23 protein-coding genes and 1 tRNA gene are annotated in these 21,904 nt (G+C 67.4%); 12 read left to right on the forward strand and 12 right to left on the reverse strand.

Features of this window, described 5'->3' with window-relative positions; genetic code table 11:
• Positions 1 to 15: 15 nt before the first annotated feature.
• Positions 16 to 858 carry a pantoate--beta-alanine ligase gene (panC, locus tag J0I47_RS12735; RefSeq protein ID WP_294047360.1) on the forward strand — a complete coding sequence of 281 codons (843 nt, stop codon included), beginning with the start codon at positions 16 to 18 and terminating at the stop codon, positions 856 to 858.
• Positions 859 to 951: 93 nt separating this feature from the next.
• Entirely contained in the window at positions 952 to 1,251 is a 300-nt protein-coding gene (locus J0I47_RS12740; protein WP_294047361.1) for a hypothetical protein, read from the forward strand.
• A 130-nt stretch (positions 1,252 to 1,381) separates the two neighbouring features.
• Here J0I47_RS12740 and topA read toward each other — a convergent pair whose 3' ends face one another.
• The 3 genes from topA to plsY form a co-directional block, all read right to left on the reverse strand.
• Positions 1,382 to 3,949, reverse strand: coding sequence for a type I DNA topoisomerase (topA, locus tag J0I47_RS12745; RefSeq protein WP_294047362.1), 2,568 nt, complete (start codon positions 3,947 to 3,949; stop codon positions 1,382 to 1,384).
• A gap of 61 nt (positions 3,950 to 4,010) precedes the next feature.
• Positions 4,011 to 5,090 (reverse strand): DNA-processing protein DprA, encoded by a 1,080-nt coding sequence (gene dprA / locus J0I47_RS12750; RefSeq protein ID WP_294047363.1) that lies wholly within the window; start codon positions 5,088 to 5,090, stop codon positions 4,011 to 4,013.
• Entirely contained in the window at positions 5,087 to 5,692 is a 606-nt protein-coding gene (gene plsY, locus J0I47_RS12755) for a glycerol-3-phosphate 1-O-acyltransferase PlsY (protein WP_294047364.1), read from the reverse strand. Before plsY ends, dprA begins: the two co-directional genes overlap by 4 nt.
• A 99-nt stretch (positions 5,693 to 5,791) precedes the next feature.
• On the opposite strand from plsY, the gene murI reads away from it, so the two are divergent.
• Together murI and hemA are read left to right on the forward strand one after the other, a co-directional pair.
• Positions 5,792 to 6,583, forward strand: coding sequence for a glutamate racemase (murI, locus tag J0I47_RS12760; RefSeq protein ID WP_294047365.1), 792 nt, complete (start codon positions 5,792 to 5,794; stop codon positions 6,581 to 6,583).
• Positions 6,584 to 6,626: 43 nt separating this feature from the next.
• On the forward strand, positions 6,627 to 7,868 hold the full coding sequence (gene hemA / locus J0I47_RS12765) for a 5-aminolevulinate synthase (protein WP_294047366.1): 1,242 nt from the start codon (positions 6,627 to 6,629) through the stop codon (positions 7,866 to 7,868).
• Between the two features lie 66 nt (positions 7,869 to 7,934).
• Here the strand turns inward: hemA and J0I47_RS12770 are convergent, their stop codons facing one another.
• The 5 genes from J0I47_RS12770 to rpiB are packed head-to-tail and all read right to left on the reverse strand — an operon-like array spanning position 7,935 to position 10,757.
• A complete protein-coding gene (locus J0I47_RS12770) occupies positions 7,935 to 8,243 on the reverse strand; it encodes a GIY-YIG nuclease family protein (protein ID WP_294047534.1) in 309 nt (102 codons plus the stop codon).
• 39 nt (positions 8,244 to 8,282) lie between these two features.
• Positions 8,283 to 8,744 (reverse strand): transcriptional regulator NrdR, encoded by a 462-nt coding sequence (gene nrdR, locus J0I47_RS12775; RefSeq protein ID WP_294047367.1) that lies wholly within the window; start codon positions 8,742 to 8,744, stop codon positions 8,283 to 8,285.
• 3 nt (positions 8,745 to 8,747) lie between these two features.
• Positions 8,748 to 8,996 carry a hypothetical protein gene (locus J0I47_RS12780; RefSeq protein ID WP_294047368.1) on the reverse strand — a complete coding sequence of 83 codons (249 nt, stop codon included), beginning with the start codon at positions 8,994 to 8,996 and terminating at the stop codon, positions 8,748 to 8,750.
• A gap of 1 nt (position 8,997) precedes the next feature.
• On the reverse strand, positions 8,998 to 10,308 hold the full coding sequence (gene glyA / locus J0I47_RS12785) for a serine hydroxymethyltransferase (protein WP_294047369.1): 1,311 nt from the start codon (positions 10,306 to 10,308) through the stop codon (positions 8,998 to 9,000).
• Positions 10,305 to 10,757: a ribose 5-phosphate isomerase B gene (gene rpiB, locus J0I47_RS12790; protein ID WP_294047370.1), complete on the reverse strand. Its 453-nt coding sequence runs from the start codon at positions 10,755 to 10,757 to the stop codon at positions 10,305 to 10,307. The genes glyA and rpiB overlap by 4 nt, the downstream gene beginning before the upstream one ends.
• Positions 10,758 to 10,929: 172 nt before the next feature.
• On the opposite strand from rpiB, the gene J0I47_RS12795 reads away from it, so the two are divergent.
• The 4 genes from J0I47_RS12795 (at position 10,930) to rpsD (ending at position 14,383) form a co-directional block, all read left to right on the forward strand.
• A complete protein-coding gene (locus tag J0I47_RS12795; RefSeq protein WP_294047371.1) occupies positions 10,930 to 12,159 on the forward strand; it encodes a DUF3419 family protein in 1,230 nt (409 codons plus the stop codon).
• Between the two features lie 96 nt (positions 12,160 to 12,255).
• Positions 12,256 to 12,900 carry a class I SAM-dependent methyltransferase gene (locus J0I47_RS12800; protein ID WP_294047372.1) on the forward strand — a complete coding sequence of 215 codons (645 nt, stop codon included), beginning with the start codon at positions 12,256 to 12,258 and terminating at the stop codon, positions 12,898 to 12,900.
• Positions 12,863 to 13,627 carry an RNA methyltransferase gene (locus J0I47_RS12805; RefSeq protein ID WP_294047373.1) on the forward strand — a complete coding sequence of 255 codons (765 nt, stop codon included), beginning with the start codon at positions 12,863 to 12,865 and terminating at the stop codon, positions 13,625 to 13,627. The genes J0I47_RS12800 and J0I47_RS12805 overlap by 38 nt, the downstream gene beginning before the upstream one ends.
• Positions 13,628 to 13,768: 141 nt before the next feature.
• Positions 13,769 to 14,383: a 30S ribosomal protein S4 gene (gene rpsD, locus J0I47_RS12810; protein ID WP_294047374.1), complete on the forward strand. Its 615-nt coding sequence runs from the start codon at positions 13,769 to 13,771 to the stop codon at positions 14,381 to 14,383.
• Positions 14,384 to 14,524: 141 nt separating this feature from the next.
• Here rpsD and J0I47_RS12815 read toward each other — a convergent pair whose 3' ends face one another.
• Entirely contained in the window at positions 14,525 to 16,507 is a 1,983-nt protein-coding gene (locus J0I47_RS12815; protein ID WP_294047375.1) for a S9 family peptidase, read from the reverse strand.
• Positions 16,508 to 16,631: 124 nt separating this feature from the next.
• Between J0I47_RS12815 and J0I47_RS12820 the strand changes: the two genes are divergently transcribed.
• On the forward strand, positions 16,632 to 18,269 hold the full coding sequence (locus J0I47_RS12820; RefSeq protein ID WP_294047376.1) for a M28 family metallopeptidase: 1,638 nt from the start codon (positions 16,632 to 16,634) through the stop codon (positions 18,267 to 18,269).
• Between the two features lie 13 nt (positions 18,270 to 18,282).
• On the opposite strand, the gene J0I47_RS12825 is transcribed toward J0I47_RS12820, so the two are convergent.
• Positions 18,283 to 18,450 (reverse strand): hypothetical protein, encoded by a 168-nt coding sequence (locus tag J0I47_RS12825; RefSeq protein WP_294047377.1) that lies wholly within the window; start codon positions 18,448 to 18,450, stop codon positions 18,283 to 18,285.
• A gap of 85 nt (positions 18,451 to 18,535) precedes the next feature.
• Here J0I47_RS12825 and J0I47_RS12830 point away from each other — a divergent pair, with 85 nt between their 5' ends.
• Positions 18,536 to 19,516: an agmatine deiminase family protein gene (locus J0I47_RS12830; RefSeq protein WP_294047378.1), complete on the forward strand. Its 981-nt coding sequence runs from the start codon at positions 18,536 to 18,538 to the stop codon at positions 19,514 to 19,516.
• Between the two features lie 105 nt (positions 19,517 to 19,621).
• On the opposite strand, the gene J0I47_RS12835 is transcribed toward J0I47_RS12830, so the two are convergent.
• Positions 19,622 to 20,245, reverse strand: coding sequence for an LON peptidase substrate-binding domain-containing protein (locus J0I47_RS12835; RefSeq protein WP_294047379.1), 624 nt, complete (start codon positions 20,243 to 20,245; stop codon positions 19,622 to 19,624).
• Between the two features lie 13 nt (positions 20,246 to 20,258).
• Positions 20,259 to 21,155, reverse strand: a complete 897-nt coding sequence (locus tag J0I47_RS12840) for a tetratricopeptide repeat protein (RefSeq protein ID WP_294047380.1) — start codon at positions 21,153 to 21,155, stop codon at positions 20,259 to 20,261.
• Between the two features lie 171 nt (positions 21,156 to 21,326).
• On the opposite strand from J0I47_RS12840, the gene J0I47_RS12845 reads away from it, so the two are divergent.
• Positions 21,327 to 21,401 (forward strand) — tRNA-Gly (locus tag J0I47_RS12845).
• Between the two features lie 308 nt (positions 21,402 to 21,709).
• Positions 21,710 to 21,904, forward strand: coding sequence for a KTSC domain-containing protein (locus tag J0I47_RS12850; RefSeq protein ID WP_294047381.1), 195 nt, complete (start codon positions 21,710 to 21,712; stop codon positions 21,902 to 21,904).

Below are 21,904 nucleotides of genomic sequence, written 5' to 3' on the forward strand. Positions count from 1 at the left end.
GAAGGGTCAAATGCCGTGCAGGTCGTCCATCGATTGTCCGATCTGAGACTCGCGGTCGCCGGATTGCGCGACGGCGGCAGCCCGGTCGCGCTCGTCCCGACGATGGGGGCGCTCCATGCCGGGCACATGGCGCTGGTCGATGCGGCGCGCGCGACGGGGGCGAAAGTGGTCGCGTCGATCTTCGTCAACCCGAAGCAGTTCGGGCCGGGCGAGGATCTGGCGCGCTACCCGCGGCCGGCGGCGGCGGACATCGCGCTGCTGATCGCGCACGAATGCGACCTGCTGTGGATGCCGTCGGTCGAGACGATGTACCCGGCGGGCTTCGCGACCAACGTGGCGGTGGCGGGCGTGAGCGCGGGGCTCGACGGCGCGGCGCGGCCCGGGCATTTCGACGGCGTCGCGACGGTGGTGACGAAGCTGTTCAACCAGGTTCGGCCCGACACGGCGTTCTTCGGCGAGAAGGATTTCCAGCAACTCGCGGTGATCCGGCGGATGGTCGCCGATCTCGACCTCGATCTGGCGATTGTCGGCGTGCCGACCGTGCGAGAGCGCGACGGTCTCGCGCTGTCGTCGCGCAATGCATACCTGTCGGCCGACGAGCGGACGCGCGCGGTCGCTCTGCCACGGGCGCTGGCCGAGGCGAAGCGCGCGATCGAAGCCGACGAGCCGGGCGCGATCGACGCCGCGCTGGCGACGTTGCAGGCGGCGGGGTTCGTCACCGATTATGTCGCGCTGGTCGATGCCGAAACGCTGGAGGCGCCGCGCGCGGGTCATCCCCGCCGGCTGCTCGCCGCCGCGCGGATCGGCACGACGCGGCTGATCGACAACCTGCCCGTTGCGGCTGCGACCAAAGTCTAACGCACGGATAAACGTGGTTAAATCGCGTTAACCATTTGTTGACCGTTCGCGCGCCAATCTGCCCACGCCAAAAAGGGAAAAGGGGTTGGCACGATGGGCAGCAGCCTGAAGAGTGCGCAGTTTCTGATCGAAAGCCGGATGCGCGATGCCGCGCGCGGCAATTGGGATGCGTGTTACGACCTGGGAGTCGACTATTCGACCGGCGTCAACGGCGTCGGGCTCGATCTGGTCGAGGCGCACAAATGGTTCAACATCGCCGCGTCACGTGGCGGGCATGAAAGCGCCCGCTGCTGCCGCGCCGAAGTCGCCGACGAGATGACCGCGCGCGAGATCGCCGAAGCACAGACCCGCGCGCGGGCGTGGCTGAGCGACAGCGTGCGGCGGGCGGCTTAGGCCGGACCTCAGCCCCGACCGACGTCATGCCGGGTTCGTCTCGGCATCCACCAGGCGGCTTGGTCCGTGCCTTGATTTTTTAGTCCAGTGTTCGCGGCACCGTCACCCCGGCACGAGGCCGGGGTGACGGTCAGTCTTTCTTGGCAGGCGCCGCCTTCTTCGGCGCCGCTTTCTTCTTCGCCGGCGCCTTCTTTGCCGTCTTGCGCTTGCCCTTCGCCGGAGCCGCCGCCGCGCGCGCGTCGATCAATTGGGCGGCTTCCTCCAGCGTCAGCGCGTCCTTGTCGATCGTCTTGGGCAAGGTCGCGTTGGTCGTGCCGTCGGTGACGTAGGCGCCGTAGCGGCCCTCCATCAGTTTGATCTCCGTCTCTGTCCGCGGATGCGCGCCCAGCACCTTGAGCGGCGCCTGCGCACCGCGCTGCGGCCGTCCGCCGCCCGCCGCCGCCTCGGCCAGCTTGACCACCGCGGCGTTCATGCCGGTCTCGAACACCTCCGCCGTCGATTGCAGCCGCGCGTACTTGCCGTCATGCGCGAGATAGGGGCCGTAGCGGCCGATCGACGCGGTGATCGGGTTGCCGCTTTCCGGATGCGTGCCGATTTCGCGCGGCAGGCTCAGCAGCTTGAGCGCCATTTCCAGGTCGAGCTCGACGTCCTTCGGGATCGACGCGCGCTTGGCGTCCTTGCCCTCGCCGAGCTGGATGTACGGGCCGAACCGCCCCGCTTTGCGCTCGACTTCGAGGCCGGTCTCCGGGTCCTTGCCGAGCGATTCGGGGCCCGTGTCCTCACCAGCCGCGCCGGCCTGGGCGAAGCGGCGGGTGTATTTGCATTCGGGATAGTTCGAGCAGGCGATGAACGCGCCGAACCGGCCGCCGCGCAGGGACAGCCGCCCTTCGCCGCAATTGGGGCACAGCCGAGGATCGCCGCCGTCCGCCTTGTCGGGGAACAGATAGGGCGCGAGGAACTGGTCGAGCTGTTCGGTGACTTCGGACGGCTTGAACTCCATCACCTCCGACGTGCGCGGCTTGAAATCGCGCCAGAACGCCTCGAGCACCGCCTGCCACTGCGCGCGGCCGCCCGAAATCTCGTCGAGCTCGTCCTCCAGCCCGGCGGTGAAGTCGAAGCTGACATAGCGTTCGAAGAAGCGTTCCAGGAACGCCGTCACCAGCCGGCCGCTCTCCTCGGCGAAGAAGCGGTTCTTCTCGACGCGGACGTACGCGCGATCCTTCAGCGTCTGGATGATCGATGCATAGGTCGAGGGGCGGCCGATGCCGAGTTCCTCCAGCCGCTTGACCAGTGACGCTTCGGAAAAGCGCGGCGGCGGCTGGGTGAAGTGCTGTTCCGCGGTCACGTCGCGCTTGGCCGGCACGTCGCCGTCGCGCAGGCGCGGCAGGCGGCGGGACTCCTCGTCCGCATCGGCGTCGGCATTTTTGCCGGAGCCGCCAACGAAAACGTCGTCGCGACCTTCCTCGTACAGCGCGAGATAGCCGGGGAACATCACCACCTGCCCGGTCGCGCGCAAGCCGTGGCGGCCGGTGCCATCGGCCAGGTCGATCGTGGTGCGCTCCAGCTGCGCCGACGCCATCTGGCTCGCCATCGCGCGCTTCCAGATCAGGTCGTAGAGCCGGGCATGGTCGCCCGATCCGGCGCGATCCCTGGTGAAATCGGTCGGGCGGATCGCCTCGTGCGCTTCCTGCGCGTTCTTGGCCTTGGTCTGGTACATCCGCGGCTTGTCGGGGACGTAGTTCGCGGCATAGCGATCGGTGATCGCCTTGCGCGCGGCCGAGATCGCGCTGCCGTCCATCTGGACGCCATCGGTGCGCATGTAGGTGATCGCGCCGTCCTCGTAGAGCGCTTGCGCGATCCGCATCGTGTGGCTGGCCGAGAAACCGAGTTTGCGCGCGGCCTCCTGCTGCAACGTCGAGGTGGTGAACGGCGGCGGCGGATTGCGCGTCGCCGGCCTGGTCTCGACCGACTGCACCGTGAAGCGGCCGTTCTCGACATCCGCCTTCGCCTTCATGGCGTCAGCTTCGTTACCGATCGTCAGGCGGTCGATCTTGTCGCCGTTCCATTTGACCAGCCGCGCGGTGAACGGCGTGCCGTCCTGCTCCATGAGTGCTGCGACCGACCAATATTCCTGCGGCACGAACGCTTCGATCTCGCGCTCGCGATCGACGATCAGGCGCAGCGCGACCGACTGCACGCGGCCGGCCGACTTGGCGCCGGGCAGCTTGCGCCACAGTACCGGGCTGAGCGTGAACCCGACCAGATAATCGAGCGCGCGGCGGGCGCGGTACGCGTCGATCAGATCCTCGTCCAACTCGCGCGGATGCCGCATCGCCTCGGTCACGGTCGCCTTGGTGATCGCATTGAAGGTCACGCGCTCGACCGCCTTGGGCAGCGCTTTCCGGCCCCGCAGCACCTCCTGCACGTGCCACGAAATCGCCTCGCCCTCGCGGTCGGGGTCGGTCGCCAGGATCAGGCGGTCGGCTTTCTTCGCCTCGTCGGTGATCGCCTTCAGCTGCTTGGCCTTGTCGGGATAATTCTCCCAATCCATCGCGAAGCCGGCCTCGGGATCGACCGACCCGTCCTTGGGCGGCAGGTCGCGGACATGGCCGTAGCTCGCGAGCACGCGATAATCGCTGCCCAGATATTTCTCGATGGTCTTCGCCTTGGCCGGCGATTCGACGATGACTAACTTCATAACGCTACGAAAATTTCCCTCTCGCGTACGCGTGTAAGGTGGGGATGCTCGGCGAGCGGCGTCAAGCCAGGCTGACGCGGCCGCCGGCGTGGCGGTCGAGTCGGCCGGCCAGTTCGAGTTCGAGCAGGATCGTCGCGACGGCGGCGGGGGGCAGGGCCGACTGGCGGATCAGCTCGTCGATCGCGACCGGTACGGGGCCGAGCAGATCGGCGAGGCGGCGGCGGTCGCTATCGTCGGGCTCGGCCGCCGGGGCGGCGCCGAAGCCGACGGTGGGGGAGCGTACCATGCGCGCGTCGATCGGGCGGACGGTCTCCAGGATGTCGGCGGCCGACTGGACCAAAGTCGCGCCGTCGCGGATCAGCTGGTTGCACCCTTGCGCGCGCGGGTCGAGCGGGCTGCCCGGCACCGCCATGACGTCACGCCCGGCTTCGTTGGCGAGCCGCGCGGTGATGAGCGAGCCCGAGCGTGGGGCCGCTTCGACCACTACCGTGCCGACCGCCAACCCTGCGATAATGCGGTTGCGGTGCGGGAAATTGCGCGCCAGCGGCTCCATACCGGGCGACTGTTCGGCGATCAGCAGGCCCTGTGTCGCGACCGCCTCCTGCAACTCGCGATTCTCGGGCGGGAAGGCGATGTCGATCCCACTCGCGATCACGCCGATCGTACCGGTCGCGAGCGCGCCGCTATGCGCCGCGGTATCGAGCCCGCGCGCCAGGCCGGACGCGACCACCACGCCCTCACGGCCCAGCTCCACTGCCAGCCCCCGCGCGAAGCGGCACGCGGCGGCCGAGGCGTTGCGCGCGCCGACCATCGCGACGACGGTGCGCTCGGTCAGGCCGAGGTCGCCGCGATAGGTGAACACGGCCGGCGCATTGTCGAGTTCGGCGAGCAGCGGCGGGTAAGCGGGATCGTCGAGAAAGAGGTAGTGCGCGCCGAGCTTCTCGACCGTGGCGATCTCGCGCTCGACGACCTTTGCCTCGACGACGTTCGGCGAGCGCCCGCCGCCGCGTGTGGCGAGGCCGGGCAGCGCGTCGATCGCCGCCTCGGCCCTACCGAAGCGTGCGAGCAACTGGCGATAGGTGATCGGCCCGATCCCGGGCGTGCGGATCAGCCGCAATCGCGCGACGCGATGGTCGCTCAAGCGCGCCTGGCTCCGACGCGCGGTTCGGTGCCGGCGAACAGCCGCGACAGGTTCGCGCGATGCTTCCACACCACCAGCAAGGCGAGCGCGAGGAACAGGACGGTCAGGTCGAGCTTGCCGAATATCGCCGCCGAGATCGGCGTCGACACGGCCGCGGCGATCCCCGACACCGACGAGAACCGCAGGATCGCCAGCATCGCCAGCCACACGACCGCGAACACCAGTCCGATCGGCCAATACAGCGCCAGCGCGATGCCGAGCAGGGTCGCGACGCCCTTGCCGCCGCGGAACCTGAGCCACACCGGATAGAGATGGCCGAGGAACGCCGCCGCTGCTGCCGGCACCTCGTGTCCCGGGAACAGCGCGCCGGCGATCAGCACCGCCACCGCCCCCTTCGCGCCGTCGAGCACCAGCGTCGCCGCCGCCAGCTCCTTGCGCCCGGTGCGCAGCACGTTGGTCGCGCCGATATTGCCCGATCCGATGGTGCGCAGGTCGCCCGCGCCGAACACGCGGGTCAGGATCACCCCGAACGGAATCGACCCGAGCAGATAGCCGAGCACGATCGCCGCCGCCGGTGCTGCCCAGAGATGTTCGATCGGCACGCTGCGTCCCCCTTGTTCGCGGGTTCGTCTATAGGCGGAAGCGCTTCCTCGCGCCAACCGCCGCTTGATCGCCGTTTCGTCGCGCGCCACAGCGCCCGCATGGACGCGCGACCGATCCTGTTGTTCGATTCGGGGGTGGGCGGCCTGTCGGTGCTGGCCGCGGTGCGCGCGGCGCTGCCCCGGGCGAGCCTGGTATATGTCGCCGATTCGGCCGGCTTTCCCTACGGCACCAAGAGTGAAGCCGAGATCGCGGCGCGCGTACCGGCGCTGCTCGGGCGGCTGGCCGAACGCTACGACCCGCGGCTGATCGTGATCGCCTGCAACACCGCCTCGACGATCGCGCTGAGCCATGTCCGCTCGGCGCTCGACCTGGACGTCGTCGGCACCGTTCCCGCGATCAAGCCCGCCGCGGAGATGAGTCGCACGCGGGTGATCGGCGTGCTCGGCACCGATGCGACGGTGCGCCAGCCTTATGTCGACGATCTCGCCGCGCGTTTCGCCGGCGATTGCACGGTGCTGCGGCACGGCTCGGCGGCGCTGGTCGAACTGGCCGAAGCGAAGCTGCGCGGCGAACCGATCGACCTTTCCGCCTATCGCACCGCGATCGCCGGACTGTTCGGCCAGCCGGATGGCGAGCGGATCGATGTCGTCGTCAACGCCTGCACCCATTTTCCGCTGGTGGTCGACGAACTGGTGGAGGTCGTGCCCCACCCGGTCACGTTCGTCGACGGCGCCCCCGGCATCGCCCGGCGAGTCGCGCATCTGACACAGGGCCAGGACTGGCCTGTCGCCCCCGAACACCGCGCCGTCTTCACGCGACTGACCGAGGCGGAGCGTGCGCTGGCGTCGGCGCTGGCGCGATTCGGGATCGACCGCAGCGAGGCGTTGTGATTGCCATGGAAAAGCGTCGCTTTCCGCGCTATCGGGCGGGTCCATGACCGATACCGCCACCGCGCGTCCCGTCGATTACTCGCGGATCTTCACCCAGGCGATCGACCGGCTGCATGCCGAGGGTCGCTATCGCGTGTTCATCGACATCCTGCGCAACAAGGGCGCCTTCCCCAACGCGCGCTGCTTCGCCGGGCATAACGGGCCGAAGCCGATCACCGTGTGGTGCTCGAACGACTATCTCGCGATGGGCCAGCACCCGAAGGTGATCGCGGCGATGGAGGAGGCGCTGCACGACGTCGGCGCCGGCTCCGGCGGCACCCGCAACATCGGCGGCAACACGCATTATCACGTCGATCTGGAGGCCGAGCTCGCCGATCTGCACGGCAAGCAGGGCGCGCTGCTGTTCACCTCCGGCTACGTCTCCAACGAGGCGACGCTGGCGACGCTGGCCAAGCTGCTGCCCGGCTGCATCGTCTTTTCGGACGAGCTCAACCACGCCTCGATGATCGCGGGCATCCGCAATTCGGGCTGCGAGAAGCGCGTGTTCCGGCACAACGACCTGGCGCATCTCGAGGAATTGCTGGCGGCCGAGAATCCTGCCGCGCCGAAGCTGATCGCGTTCGAGAGCGTCTATTCGATGGAGGGCGACATCGCCCCGATCGCCGGCGTGTGCGACCTTGCCGACAAATACAATGCGCTGACCTATTGCGACGAGGTCCACGCGGTCGGGATGTACGGACCGCGCGGCGGCGGCATCACCGAACGCGAGGGGCTGGCCGACCGCATCACCATCATCGAGGGGACGCTGGGCAAGGCGTTCGGGGTGATGGGCGGTTATATCGCGGCCGACCAGACGATCATCGACGTCATCCGTTCCTACGCGCCGGGCTTCATCTTCACGACCTCGCTGTCGCCGGTGCTGGTCGCCGGCGTGCTGGCGAGCGTGCGGCACCTGAAGGCGTCGAGCGTCGAGCGCGACGGGCAGCAGGCGGCGGCGGCGACGCTGAAGGCGATGATGGCCGAGGCCGGACTGCCGGTGCTGGCCGGCGAGACGCACATCGTCCCGCTGATGGTCGGCGATCCGGTCAAGGCCAAGAAGATCAGCGACATCCTGCTCGCCGAATACGGCGTCTACGTCCAGCCGATCAATTACCCGACCGTCCCCCGCGGCACCGAACGGCTGCGCTTCACGCCCGGCCCCGCGCACGACGAGGCGATGATGCGCGACCTGACCGACGCGCTGGTCGAGATCTGGGGCCGGCTGGAGTTGCGCAAGGCGGCTTGAGAGCCGCTTGAATAACACCGTCATCCCCGCGGAAGCGGGGACCCATCTCCTGGACGCGCCACGCAGTCAGCGGTTGAGGTCGAACCACAAGTCACGCCAGTCTGGATTGGCGCGTTCGATCAACTCGACTTTCCATACACGCCGCCATTTCTTGATGGCCTTTTCGCGAGCAATGGCGTCCCGTATGTCGTCGGCAAATTCTACGTAGACGAGCTTGTCGATCCCATATTCTGCACAGAATTTGCTGCCAGTCCCGGCTTTGTGTTCGACCATTCGTAATCGGATATTGACGCAAACACCCGTGTAGAGCGCGCCGTTCCTGCGGTTGGTCAGGATATAGACACAGCCGCCTAGCTTGGTTCTCCTGCAGGAGATGGGTCCCCGCTTTCGCGGGGATGACGGCTGGGGGGCGGGTTACGGCTTCCCCATCTCGCTGACGTTGCCGGCGAATTCCTCAAAGTCGCGCGCCTCGCTGAAGTCGCGGTACACGCTGGCGAAGCGGATGTACGCGACCGAGTCGAGGCCCTTCAGCCCGTCCATCACCAGTTCGCCGATCCGCTTCGACGACACCTCGGCATCGCCCGACGTCTCGAGCTGGCGCTGGATGCCCGACACCAGTTTCTCGATACGGACCGGATCGATCGAGCGCTTGCGCGTCGCGATCTCGATCGATCGCATCAGTTTCTCGCGCTCGAACGGCTCGCGCCGCCCCTCGCTCTTGGTCACGGTCAGCTCGCGGAGCTGGATCCGCTCGAACGTGGTGAAGCGCGCTGCGCACCCCTCGCACTGCCGCCGCCGGCGGATCGCGGCGCCGTCGTCGGTCGGCCGCGAATCCTTGACCTGGCTGTCCTCGTGTCCGCAGAAGGGGCAGCGCATCCGTTACCGGTTCTTTCGCAGCAGCGCGTAGCCCGCGCCCAGGATCGCCCCGCCGACCAGCGAGATCGGCAGCACCACCGCCGCCAGCGCGCCGACCGCGGCCCCGCCGACGACCTTGTTGCCGTTGTCGCCGCCGATGAACTTGGCGGTGTGATCGACCGCGGCGTCGAGCGCCTCGACCACGTCCTCGCCCACCGCGCGCACGGTATCCTCGAAGCGCGTGCCGGTCTTCTGCTCGTTCGACTCGTCCATCCTAGCCTCCATAGATCGGGAAGCGGTGACATAGTGAATTAACACGCTCACGCACAGCATTTTCTACCTGCGCGTCGCCCAGTTCACCATTTTTGGCGAGTCCGTCGAGCACGTCGGCGACCATGTTGCCGATCTCGCGGAACTCCGCCGCGCCGAAACCACGGGTCGTGCCGGCCGGCGAGCCGACGCGGATGCCGCTGGTCTTGACCGGGGGCAGCGGGTCGTTGGGGATGCCGTTCTTGTTGCAGGTGATGCCCGCGCGCTCGAGCGCTTCGTCGGCATCCTTGCCGGTCACGCCGAGCGGGGTCAGGTCGACCAGCGCGAGGTGCGTGTCGGTCCCGCCCGAGACGAGGTTGCAGCCGCGCTCCTTCAACGTCGCCGCCAGCACCTTGGCATTCTCGACCACGGCGGCGATGTACGTCGTGAAATCGGGCTGGAGCGCTTCGCCGAACGCGACCGCCTTGGCGGCGATGACGTGCATCAGCGGGCCGCCCTGCAAGCCCGGGAACACCGCCGAGTTGATCTTCTTCGCGATTCCCTCGTCGTCGGTCATCACCATGCCGCCGCGCGGGCCGCGCAGCGTCTTGTGCGTGGTGGTGGTGACGACATGGGCGTGGCCGAACGGGGTCGGGTGATGGCCGCTGGCGACGAGGCCGGCGAAGTGCGCCATGTCGACCATGAACAGCGCACCGACCTCGTCGGCGATCGCGCGGAACTTCGCGAAGTCGAGTGTACGGGGGTAGGCGCTGCCGCCGGTGATGATGAGCTTGGGGCGATGCTCCTTGGCCAGCGCCTCGACCTGGTCGAAGTCGATCAGGTGGGTGTCGGGCGTCACGCCGTACTGGACGGCGTTGAACCACTTGCCCGACATCGCGGCCCTGGCGCCGTGAGTCAGGTGGCCGCCGGCATCGAGGCTGAGCCCCATGATCGTGTCGCCGGGCCTGGTCAGCGCGAGCATCACCGCGCCGTTGGCCTGCGCGCCCGAATGCGGCTGGACGTTGGCGAAGCCGCAGCCGAACAGCTGCCTGGCGCGGTCGATCGCGAGCTGCTCGACCTCGTCGGACGGGTGGCAGCCCTGGTAGTAGCGCTTGCCGGGATACCCTTCGGCATATTTGTTGGTGAATACAGAGCCTTGCGCTTCGAGCACGGCCTTCGACACGATGTTCTCGCTGGCGATCAGCTCGATCTGGTGGCGCTCGCGGTCGAGTTCGTGCTCGACGCCCTTGAACACCGCGGGATCGGCCTCGGCAAGGCCGCGGGTGAAAAAGCCACTCGGCTGGACGTCGGTCAGGGCGGTCGGGTTCGTGCTCATCGGGGCTCCTCGGCGAAGGGCGGGTTGCTCAATTTGTCGACGCGGCCGGCATGGCGGCCGCCGGCGAAGTCGCCGACCAGGAACGACTGGACGCAGGCCTTCGCCATGTCCTCGCCGATCAGGCGGGCGCCCATCGCCAGCACGTCGGCGTCGTTATGCTCGCGCGCCAGCGCGGCGGCGTAGGGGTCGCCGACCAGCGCGCAACGGACGGCGGGGTGACGGTTGACCGCGATCGAGATGCCGATCCCCGACCCGCACAAGGCGATGCCGCGATCGGCCTGGCCGGCGGCCATCGCCTCGGCCAGGGCATAGCCGTAATCGGGATAGTCGACCCGGGCGTCGGTCGCCGGGCCGAGATCGAGGACATTGTGTCCCAGCCCGCGCAGCCACTCGGTCAACATGGCCTTGAGGGCGACGGCGGCGTGGTCGGACGCGATGGCGATGCGCATGTTCGGGGCAGCGGTCCTTGGCAAGCTGGCGGCTGTGCCGGCGCCTTTAACGATCCGCACCGCGTTGCGCCACCCCGCTCGCGGGCTTTTTGCCGCATCGCCGTCCGATCGTCACACATGCTTCGCGCAATCGTCATTCAACCGTCACCACGTTCGCCTAGCGGGTCCGGGCATGGCCACAGCCCCTGCTCCCAAGAAGAACCGCGCCGTCGCGGATGCCGTCCACCGCCACGATCACCTGACGCGACAGGGTCTGCTCGAACGCGCCTTCACGTTCGCGTTCCGCGGGCTGGTCTATGCGCAGATCTGGGAAGATCCCGCGATCGACATGGAAGCGCTGGCGATTCAGCCGGACAACCATGTCGTGACCATCGCCTCGGGCGGGTGCAACGCGCTGTCGTACCTGACGGCGAACCCGCGCCGGGTCACCGCGGTCGATCTCAACACCGCGCATGTCGCGCTCAACAAGCTGAAGCTCGCGGCGGCGCGCCACCTGCCCGATTACGACGCGTTTCACCTGTTCTTCGCCGATGCCGACACGAAGGCGAATCTCGCCGCGTACAAGGCGCATATCCGCGACCGGCTCGACCAGCCGACGCGCACCTATTGGGAAAGTCGCGACCTGATCGGCCGGCGGCGGATCGGCGGGTTCGCCAAGGGGCTGTACAAGCGCGGTCTGCTGGGCGGGTTCATCGGCGCGGCCCACATGCTCGCGCGGCTCCACGGCGTCGACCCGCGCGCGATCCTGAAGGCCCGGACGATCGAGGAACAGCGCGCGATCTTCGACCGCGACTATGCGCCGTTCTTCGACAAGGCGTTCGTCCGCTGGCTGACCGACCAGCCGGCGTCGCTGTTCGGGCTCGGCATCCCGCCCGCGCAATACGAGGCGCTGGCCGGTGACGCGAAGATGGCGACGGTGCTGAAGCAGCGGTTGCAGAAGCTCGCGTGCGATTTCGACCTGAAGGACAATTATTTCGCGTGGCAGGCGTTCGGACGCGGCTATGCCAAGGGGTCGGCGGCGCCGTTGCCGCCCTATCTCCAGGCGGACAATTACCGCGACGTGGTCGACCGGCTCGACCGGATCGAGGTGCTGCACGCCAATTATATCGATTTCCTGCGCCGCCAGCCCGATGCCTCGCTCGACCGCTACATCCTGCTCGACGCGCAGGACTGGATGACCGACGCGCAACTGACCGATATCTGGACCGAGATCACGCGGACCGCCCGCCCCGGTTCGCGCGTCCTGTTCCGCACGGCGGGCATCGAGACGATCCTGCCGAGCCGCGTGCCGGACGCGATCCTGGGCCGATGGACGTATCGGGCGGAGGAGTCGCTCGATTACACCCGGCGCGACCGCTCCTCGATCTACGGCGGCGTGCACCTCTACGTGCTGGGAGCATGACCTGAGCGACATTGTTCAGGTCACGGCGCCGGCCCAGCATCGGGTGGACAGCGCCCAGCGCTGTCCACCCGATGCTGGGCCGGCGCGGTACGTACGATGAGCGCCCAGCCCCACGCAGCGCAAATGGATGCGATCTATCGCACCCAGCGCCATTTCTACGACCTCACGCGCAAATATTATCTGCTAGGCCGCGACGCGTTGATCGAGCGGCTGGCGCCGCCGCCGAGCGGGCATGTGCTGGAGGCGGGGTGCGGCACCGGGCGCAACCTGATCGTCGCGGCACGGCGCTGGCCCGACGCGCACTATTACGGCGTCGACATCTCGGCCGCGATGCTGGAGACCGCGCGCGCCAACGTCGCCAGGGCCGGGCTGGCCGGCCGGATCGTGTTCGCGGAAGGCGACGCGACGGCATTCGACGCCATGACGCTGTTCGGCCGCGCCGATTTCGATCGGGTGTTCCAGAGCTACACGCTGTCGATGATCCCCGACTGGCGCGGTGCGCTGCGCGAGGGCGCGGCGAAGGTGGCGCCGGGCGGCCGCCTCGACATCGTCGATTTCGGCCAGCAGGAAGGGTTGCCGCGCTGGTTCCGCGCCGCATTGTTCGCGTGGCTGGGCAAATTCGACGTGAGCCCGCGCGCCGACCTGTTCGCGGTGGTGGACAGGCAGGGGCTGAAGGCGCAACACGGCGCGCTCTATCGTGGCTATGCCTGGAGCGCGTCGCTTACTCGTGCCGAATCCTGACACTCACCAACCCGTCCCCCAGCCCGTCATCGTCCTCGTGCGGCCCCAACTGGGCGAGAATATCGGCAAGGCGGCGCGCGCGATGCTCAATTTCGGGCTGACCGAGCTGCGTCTCGTCGCCCCGCGCGACGGCTGGCCCAACCCGCAGGCCGGGCCGGCGGCGTCGGGGGCGGATGTCGTGCTGGAGCGGGCGCGTGTGTTCGACAGCGTCGCCGACGCGGTCGCCGATTGCACGCACGTCTATGCGACGACGGTGCGCAAGCGCGGGATCACCAAGCCGGTGGTGACGCCGGAACAGGCGGCGCGCGACATCCACGCCGGGCCGGGTCGCGCCGCGATCTTGTTCGGGCCGGAGCGATCGGGGCTCGAGACCGACGACGTCGCCGTCGCGCGGACGATCGTGACCGTGCCGATCAATCCCGAGTTCGGCAGCCTCAACCTGGCGCAGGCCGTGATCCTGGTCGCGTACGAATGGTCGAAGCACGTCGCGCTGGCGCAACCGCCCGAGGTCGAGCTGCCCGAGGTGGCGTCGCAGGGCGAGCTCGACGGGATGATCGACCAGCTCGACACGATGCTCGACGCCGCCGGCTTCTACTTCCCGCCCGACCGCGTGCCCGCATCGAAGCGGACGCTGCGCACGCTCCTGACCAAGCCCGGCTGGTCGAGCCAGGAAGTACGCACCCTGCGCGGCGTACTGTCGGCGCTGGCCAATCCGCGACAGCGCTGACCTTGACTCGGGGCTGGCACCCGTCTAGGCGCCACGCCTTCGCAATCGGCCCCGCATTCCGGTGAAGCGGTGGCCCTGCCGATCCCTCGATCCCAGCAGAGCGATACCGGAACCAACGTCTTAGCGATTGAAGGACAGAATATGACGAAGCGCACCAGCGCCAAGCACAAGCTCGACCGCCGGATGGGCGAGAACATCTGGGGCCGTCCCAAGTCCCCAGTGAACAAGCGCGAATACGGCCCCGGCCAGCACGGCCAGCGCCGCAAGGGCAAGGTCTCCGACTTCGGTCTGCAGCTGCGCGCCAAGCAGAAGCTGAAGGGCTATTACGGCGACGTGACCGAGAAGCAGTTCAAGCACTGTTACCAGGAAGCGGCCCGCATGAAGGGCGATACCAGCCAGAACCTGATCGGCCTGCTCGAGCAGCGGCTCGACATGATCGTCTATCGCGCGAAGTTCGCGCCGACGATCTTCGCCGCGCGCCAGCTGGTCAGCCACGGCCACATTCGCGTCAACGGCGTGAAGTGCAACATCGCCAGCCGCCGCTGCTTCGTCGGCGACGAGATCACGCTGGGTTCGAAGGCCAAGGAAATGGCGCTGGTGATGGAAGCGCAGGGCCTCGCCGAGCGCGAAATCCCCGATTACGTCGCGCCCGACGGCAACGCGAAGGTGACCTTCACCCGCGTCCCAACGCTCGACGAAGTGCCCTACCCGGTGAAGATGGAGCCCAATCTCGTTGTCGAATTTTACTCGCGCTAAGCGAGTAAAATTCGCAACTTGAAGAGATTGGGCCGGCCGGCGGCGCTCAAACGCCGTCCGACGACGCGGGATTCACTCCCGCGTCGGCTTGCAGGACTGATGAAGGGCGGTCCCGCGGGGCCGCCCTCTTTCGTTTGGCGGTTACTGTCGCATGCCCATCGATCCGCGGAGAAAGGTGTCGATCCGCGTCAGCATCTGGGTCCGTATCTGATTGTCATCGAGCTGGTGATCCAGCCCTTTGAATTCGACTAGCTCCGCTGTTCCGCCGGCGGCCCGAAGACGGCTGACCATCATTCGTGATTCGCCGACACCGACATTGAGGTCGCGGTCGCCGTGAAACAACAACACCGGTGCTTTTATCCGGGCGGCGGCGCGAGCTGGCGATCCCTCTACGACCCATGGTCCGTGACCGATGAAAGCATCGACCTGCGGAAAATTGGTGAAGTTTGCCGATTCGTTCCGCAAAGTCTCGAGATCGGTGACCGGGGCGATTCCGACGACGGCTTTGAAAAGCGCTGGATCGAGGACCGAGCCCTGCAATGCCGCATAGCCGCCATAGGACCAACCGACGATCGCCAGCTTGCCGGGATCGGCGATCCCCGTCTTGACCAGCCAACGACCGGCGTCATCGACATCGCCGATCGACGTCCGCCACGATTGGAAACCGTTCTTCTGATACCAACTGTCGCCATATCCGGTCGAGCCGCGAAAGTTTGGCTGGATTACGGCATAACCGCGAGCGGCGAAGAATTGCGACAACCAGTCGAACCCCCATTCGTCGCGCGCACCCGGGCCGCCGTGCGGCATCACGATGGCAGGCAGGTTCTTTCCGGTACTACCGACGGGCAACGTCAAATAGGCGGGGATATCGGTGCCATCAGCAGCCCGGTAGGTGATCGGTCGCACCGCCGCCAGCGCCGTTTTGGCTAGATCAGGACGCGACGGTATTACTTCCTCCAGCGAACGTTTTCCTCGATCGAAGACGTAGTAGGTGCCGGGATCGGTGTCGCTTCCGGCGAATAACAGGAGGCGCTTCTCATCGGCACTCGAGTCGATGAACGAAATCAGCTTGCCCGGCAGCGCCTTGGGCAGCGCGGCACGCAACGCCTGAAGGTCCGGATCGAAGAAAACCGTCTCACGCCGGTCGGTGATGTAGGACACGCCGACCACGCGATTACGGCGACCGATGCGGATGAGGTCGTCGACATCGACATCGGGGCGGTCGAATACCAGTTTGCGCGTAAGATTGCCGTCGAGCGACAGACTGTACAGTGCCTGACGGCCCGATTTCGATTCCAGACCGTAGACCACGTTCAGGTCGGGATCGACGGCATATGGTACGAAACCCACCAAGCCGTCACCTTGATCGATGACGGTGGTCAACGGCTTCCATTGGCGGCTGCCCGCCATACGATACGAATAGCTGATACGGCTGCGGTCGTAGCCCGCGTCGTTGCGGGAACGAGTAGCCATAATCCGCACCGTTCCCTGCCCGTCGCTGACATAGTCGACCGCGGTCAGTCCCGGCTGCTCGACCTGCCGCCGCGCCAAGGTGGAGGTGTTGACGAGATCGACGCCAAGTCCTTCCGCGGAACTGCTGAGGTGGGTACCCATCGAACTTTCCGGCACCGCGAATCGCGTTATCAGTGCCGACCCGTTGCCCGATCCCCAGTCGAGTAGCGTTCCGCCGTTCTGCGCCACGCCGAGTGCACGGCTCGACGTGCGTTCGCTCAGCATTTTGAGCCCGCCGCCATCGGCGTTAATGGCAACGATCCGCGAATAGCTGGCACGACCGGTATCCGTCTCGACATTCATGTAGATCGAACAAATCAGCCGAGTATCGGTAGCCCAGTGGCAGTCGTTCAATCGTTCCGGATCGTTGGTCGACCTCAGGATCATTTTGGGCGTGCCGCCAGCGACCAGATCCGCAACGAGCAGCGCTTCGCCGCGGCCGGCGGTGGGGCTGATAAATGCCACTTTGTTGCCGTCGGGGGAAAGGCTGATCTGCTCGACATATTCGCGCGCGCCAAATGCCGCGGAGAGATTGGCGGGATCGGCTTGGGCCGCCGCGCTCGTCGCGCTGAACAAGGTCCAACCCAGCATTGATACCGTCGCCGTCCGCATTCACTTCCCTCCCGCGTCGATCTTTGCCCGAACAATACGGTACCTCGATGAGCATACAAGGCGCGGCTTGTCTGGGGTGCGACGAACTGTCAGACTTCGACTTTCTCTTGTCGAAAGCCCGTCGATGCGCCGCTTTATCCTCCTTTTTGCTGCTTTGAGTGCCACGCCGCTCCTCGCCCAATCCGCGCCGCCGGCCATCTCCATCGATACTTTGAAGGAGGTCACGAAAACCCTGTCGTCCGATGCGTTCGAGGGGCGGGCGCCGGTGTCGGCGGGGGAGGACAAGACGATCGCCTATATCGTCGAGCGGATGAAGGCGGCGGGGCTCAAGCCCGGCAATCACGGCGGCTGGTACCAGGACGTGCCGATGGTCGAGATCACCGCGCACGACATGACGCCGCTGACCTTTAGCGGGGGCAAGACGCCGGTCAGCCTGGCCTATCGCACCGACATGGTGCTCGGCACCTATCGCGTGACGCCGCAGGTCGCGATCAGGGATTCGGACGTCGTGTTCGTCGGTTACGGCATCAACGCGCCCGAAAAGGGCTGGAACGATTATGCCGGGATCGACGTCCGCGGGAAGACCGTGGTCGTCCTCATCAACGATCCCGACTGGCAGACGCCCGACCGCACGGGCCTCTTCGACGGCAAGGCGATGACCTATTACGGCCGCTGGACCTACAAGTTCGAGGAAGCGGCGCGGCAGGGCGCGGCGGCGGTGCTGATCGTCCACGATACCGAACCCGCCGCCTATGGCTGGGGCGTGGTCGCGTCGAGCTGGTCAGGGCCGCAGATCGAGCTCGACGAACGCGGCGACCATTTGGACCAGAGCCAGGCGGTCGGCTGGATGCAACTGGCCAAGGCAAAGGAAGTGTTCGCCAGCGCCGGCAAGGACTTTGCCGCGCTGTCGGCGGCGGCGAAGGTCAAGGGGTTCCGCGCGGTGCCGCTGGGCATCAAGGCGTCGGTCGGCTTCGCCAATTCGATCCGGCGGCAAGTGTCGCACAACGTGATCGGCATCCTGCCCGGCACCGCGCGGCCGCAGGAGACGGTGCTGTATACCGCGCACTGGGACCATCTCGGCCACTGCACGCCGGTCAAGGGCGACGGCATCTGCAACGGCGCGGTCGACAATGCGAGCGGGGTCGCCGGGCTGATCGCGCTGGCCGAGGCGCAGGTGAAGACCGGGCCGGCCAGGCGATCGATGGTGTTCATGGCGGTGACCGCCGAGGAATCGGGGTTGCTGGGGTCGCGTTATTATGCCGAGCACCCGGTCTATCCGCTCGCGCTGACCGCGGGCGGGGTCAACATGGACGTGCTCAACGTCGTCGGGCCGGTGCGCGATTACGAGATCACCGGTGCCGGCAAGTCCGAGATCGAGGACATGGCGCGGCCTTTGTTCGCCGCGCAAGGGCGGCACGAGACGCCCGAGGCGACGCCGGAGCGCGGGCATTACTATCGCTCAGACCATTTCAGCTTCGCCAAGCTCGGCGTGCCGATGCTGGCGGCCGGCAGCGGCCTAGACCAGGTCAAGGGCGGCGAAGCGGCGGGCAAGGCGGCGGCGGAGGATTACAACGCCAACCGCTATCACAAGCCGCAGGACGAATATGACCCGGCATGGAACTGGGGCGGTGCGGTGCAGGATCTCGACGTCTATTACCGGCTCGGGCGCCAGCTGGCGGACGGGACCGCCTGGCCGAACTGGTATCCGAGCGCCGAATTCCGCGCGATCCGCGACAAGAGCCGGGCGAGCGCCGGCCGATAATCCGCGAAGGCGATCAGCGTCCGGTCGGGTGCGCGGCGGGCCGGTCGATCGCGCGGCCCTCGCGTTGGGTGAGGTAGCGGGCGATCGCCGCTTCGGTGTCGAACGGCGCGTCGCTCGTCGTGACCGCCGGTGCCGGACCGGCGAACAGGGTGCGGAGCAGGCGAGGCAGGAAGAGTGCCATCGCCGATCGCTACGCCGCGCGCCGTTAACATTTCGCCAAACCGGCGATATGGCGTGGGCATGACCGCTGCGCCTAGCTTCCCCGCATGACTCGCCTGCCCCCGCCCAAGCCCGAATGGGCGCCGCACAAGGCGGTGTGGATCGGCTTTCCCAGCCATCCCGATTTGTGGCAACTCGACCTCGAGCCGGCGCGGGACGAGGTCGTGGCGTTCGCGCGCGCCGTCCATGCCGACGGGCGCGGCGAGCAGGTGCTGCTGGTCGCGGCCGATGCCGAAGCGGCGGCGGCGGCGACGCGGCGCGCCGGCGATTTCGCCAAGGTGGTGGTGCAGCCGTTCGGCGACATCTGGCTGCGCGATACCGGGGCGATCATCCGCGGCGACGGCGTCGCGGCCGACTTCCAGTTCAACGGCTGGGGCGGCAAGTACGACCTGCCCGGCGACGACGATGTCGGGGCGCGGCTGGCACATGCGCGGCACAAGACGGTCGAGAGCTTCCCCTGGGTGCTCGAAGGCGGCGCGATCGACGGCGACGGCACCGGCCTGGTCGTCACCACCGAACAATGCCTGCTCAACCGCAACCGCAACGGCATGATGTCGCGCAGCGAGATCGAGGATCTGCTCTATCGCGACCTGGGGTATGACGAGGTGCTGTGGCTGGGCGACGGGCTGCTCAACGACCATACCGACGGGCATGTCGACAACCTCGCCCGCTTCGTCGCGCCGCGCACGCTGGCGATGCCCGCGGCGAGCGACAACGACCCCAACTGGCAGGTCTATCAGCGAGCGGCGCAACGCGCGCGCGAACATGACGACGTGACCGTGGTGACGGTGCCTTCGCCCGGCCGCGTGCTGCGCGACGAGGAGATCGTGCCGGCGAGCTACATGAACTTCTATATCGGCAATGCGAGCGTCGTCGTGCCGCTATATGGCACCGACAACGACGCGGCGGCAGTCGCGGCGATCGCGGCACTGTTCCCGGGACGCGAGACGGTGGGCCTGCGCGCGGACCATATCCTGACCGGCGGCGGGAGCTTTCACTGCATCTCGCAGCAAATCCCGGTGATCTGATCGGCTTTCGCCGATGGGCGGCACCGGCCCGCTCCCCCACCCGACCGCCCATAGCATAAACTGATCGGGCGGTCGGGTGGGGGAGCGGGCCGGCACCGCGACGGACTATTGCAACGTCACGCGTTCCTCACCGTCGTGGCGGCCGAAGAATTGCATCAGCTGGACGATCAGGTCGGCGCGTTCGGTCAGGCCGGTCGCTTCGAGCAACGCCTGCTTCGCCGCCGAATCGAACGGCGCGATCTGGGCGATGCCGTTGACCAGCGCTTCGTCGTCGAGCCGCGCGACCGAGTCCCAGTCGACCGCATAGCCCTGGCGGTCGGCGAAGCGGCGCGATTCGCTTTCCAGGCTGGCGCGATGCGCGATCGACAGCGCCTCTGGCTCGTCGGGTTGGGGGAGCAGTTCGGCCTCGACCTGGCGGAACGGCGTGGTCACGGTCAGTTCGCGGATGGTGCGGAACAGCGCGACGCCCTCCAGCACGATGTCGAAGCGGCCGTCGTCATGCGCCTCGATCTCGGCGATCCGCCCGACGCAGCCCAGGTCGAACAACACCGGCTCGCGACTACCCGAATCGTGCGGCCCGCGCGGCTGGATCATCCCGATCCGCCGGTCGCGCGCCATCGCGTCGCTGACCAGCGCGCGATAACGCGGCTCGAAGATGTGCAGCGGCAGATGCATGCGCGGGAACAGCAATGCCCCCGGCAACGGGAAGATCGAGAGCCGCGTCGTCACCGGACCCGTCCGCTCACGTGAACAATATCGCCGACAGCCGCCGGCGCTGCGCCGACACCCACGGATCCTCCAGCCCGACCACTTCGAGCAGCTTGAGGAACTGTGCCCGCGCCGCGCCCTCGTTCCAGTCGCGGTCCTTGGCGACGATCGCGAGCAGCGAATCGGCGGCGGCATCACGCTCGCCCGCCGCCATCTGCGCATTGGCAAGGTCGAACCGCGCTTGCAGATTCTCCGGATCGGCATCGGCGGCGGCGACCAGCGGGGCGAGATCGGCGGCGGCTGGCGCCGACCGGGCAAGGTCGAGCGCCGCGCGTGCGCGGTCGAGTTCGGGTGCCTTGGTGGCCTCGTCGGGCACGGCGGCCAGCGCGGCGTCCGCCTCGTCGAGCCGCCCGCCCGCGACCAGCGCGCGGACGCGCCCGGCGATGACCTCGGGATGATCGGGCGCGATCTCGGCGATCTGGTCGAAGATGGACAGCGCGCGCGCCGCATCGCCCTCGGCCAGCACCTGCTCGCCCATCGCGATCAGCGGCTCGATCTCCGCCTCGGTCCGCGCGTCGGCGCTGTCGACCGGCAATTGCGCCAGGATCTGGTCGAGCATCTTCTTCAGCTGCGATTCGGTGCGCGCATTGGTCAGGTCGGCGACCAGTTGCCCCTGGAACATCGCATAGACGGTCGGGATCGACTTGATCTGGAATTGCGCGGCGATGAACTGGTTCTTGTCGGTGTCGATCTTGGCCAGCACGACGCCCTTGTCGGCATAATCCGCCGCGACCTTCTCGATCACCGGCGACAGCGCCTTGCACGGCCCGCACCATTCGGCCCAGAAGTCGATCATCACCAGCTTCGTCATCGACGGTTCGACGACGTCGCGACGGAACGCCTCGACGGCGTCCTTTTCCTGGGGGCTCATTCCTAGCGTGGCCAAAGCCGATACTCCGTATTGGTGCCGCCCTTATGTGGGCGCGGGCCCGTGGAAGCCAAGGCTTTTCGCGGCATGGCAACGGGGGGTTGCGGACCCCGAGCGGCGATGCTAGTGGCGCCCCTCCTTACCCGCCCGCACACGTTGCGGGCCGGCGCCAGAGCGGGCGTAGCTCAGGGGTAGAGCACAACCTTGCCAAGGTTGGGGTCGAGGGTTCGAATCCCTTCGCCCGCTCCAACTGCCGCAGCGATTTAGCTGCGCTAAATCGTGCTCAGCGGCAGTTCGGACGGCATCGCCCGTGGCGATGACCGACGACGCGGCTTTGCCGCGTCGGAACCCTCGAGTCTTTGTTGGCGCTCCGCCCTGCCGGGCTCCGCGCGGGGTCCGAATCCCTTCGCCCGCTCCCGTTTCTTGCCGTGAAATAGTGGCGCTATTTCACGAACAGCAAGAAACCCGACCAGCCTCGCGCAGCGAGGGCTGACGACGCGGCTTTGCCGCGGCGCTTCGACAGCGGACCCTACGATTCCCCCGATCGTTCCCACCGCATGCCCTCCACGGTCATCCGCACCTTCGCCTACGACCCCGCCGCGCACCGGCTCGACGTCCAGTTCGTCTCTGGGCTCCGCTACGCCTATCTCGATGTGCCGGAAGACGAGGTCGCCGCGTTGCACCGCGCCGCGTCGAAGGGCGGATTCTTCAATCGCCGCATCCGCAACCGCTATCGCTTCGTCCGCCGCTGA

It is taken from the genome of Sphingomonas sp. (genome assembly GCF_017304635.1).
Taxonomy (GTDB): Bacteria; Pseudomonadota; Alphaproteobacteria; order Sphingomonadales; family Sphingomonadaceae; genus Sphingomonas.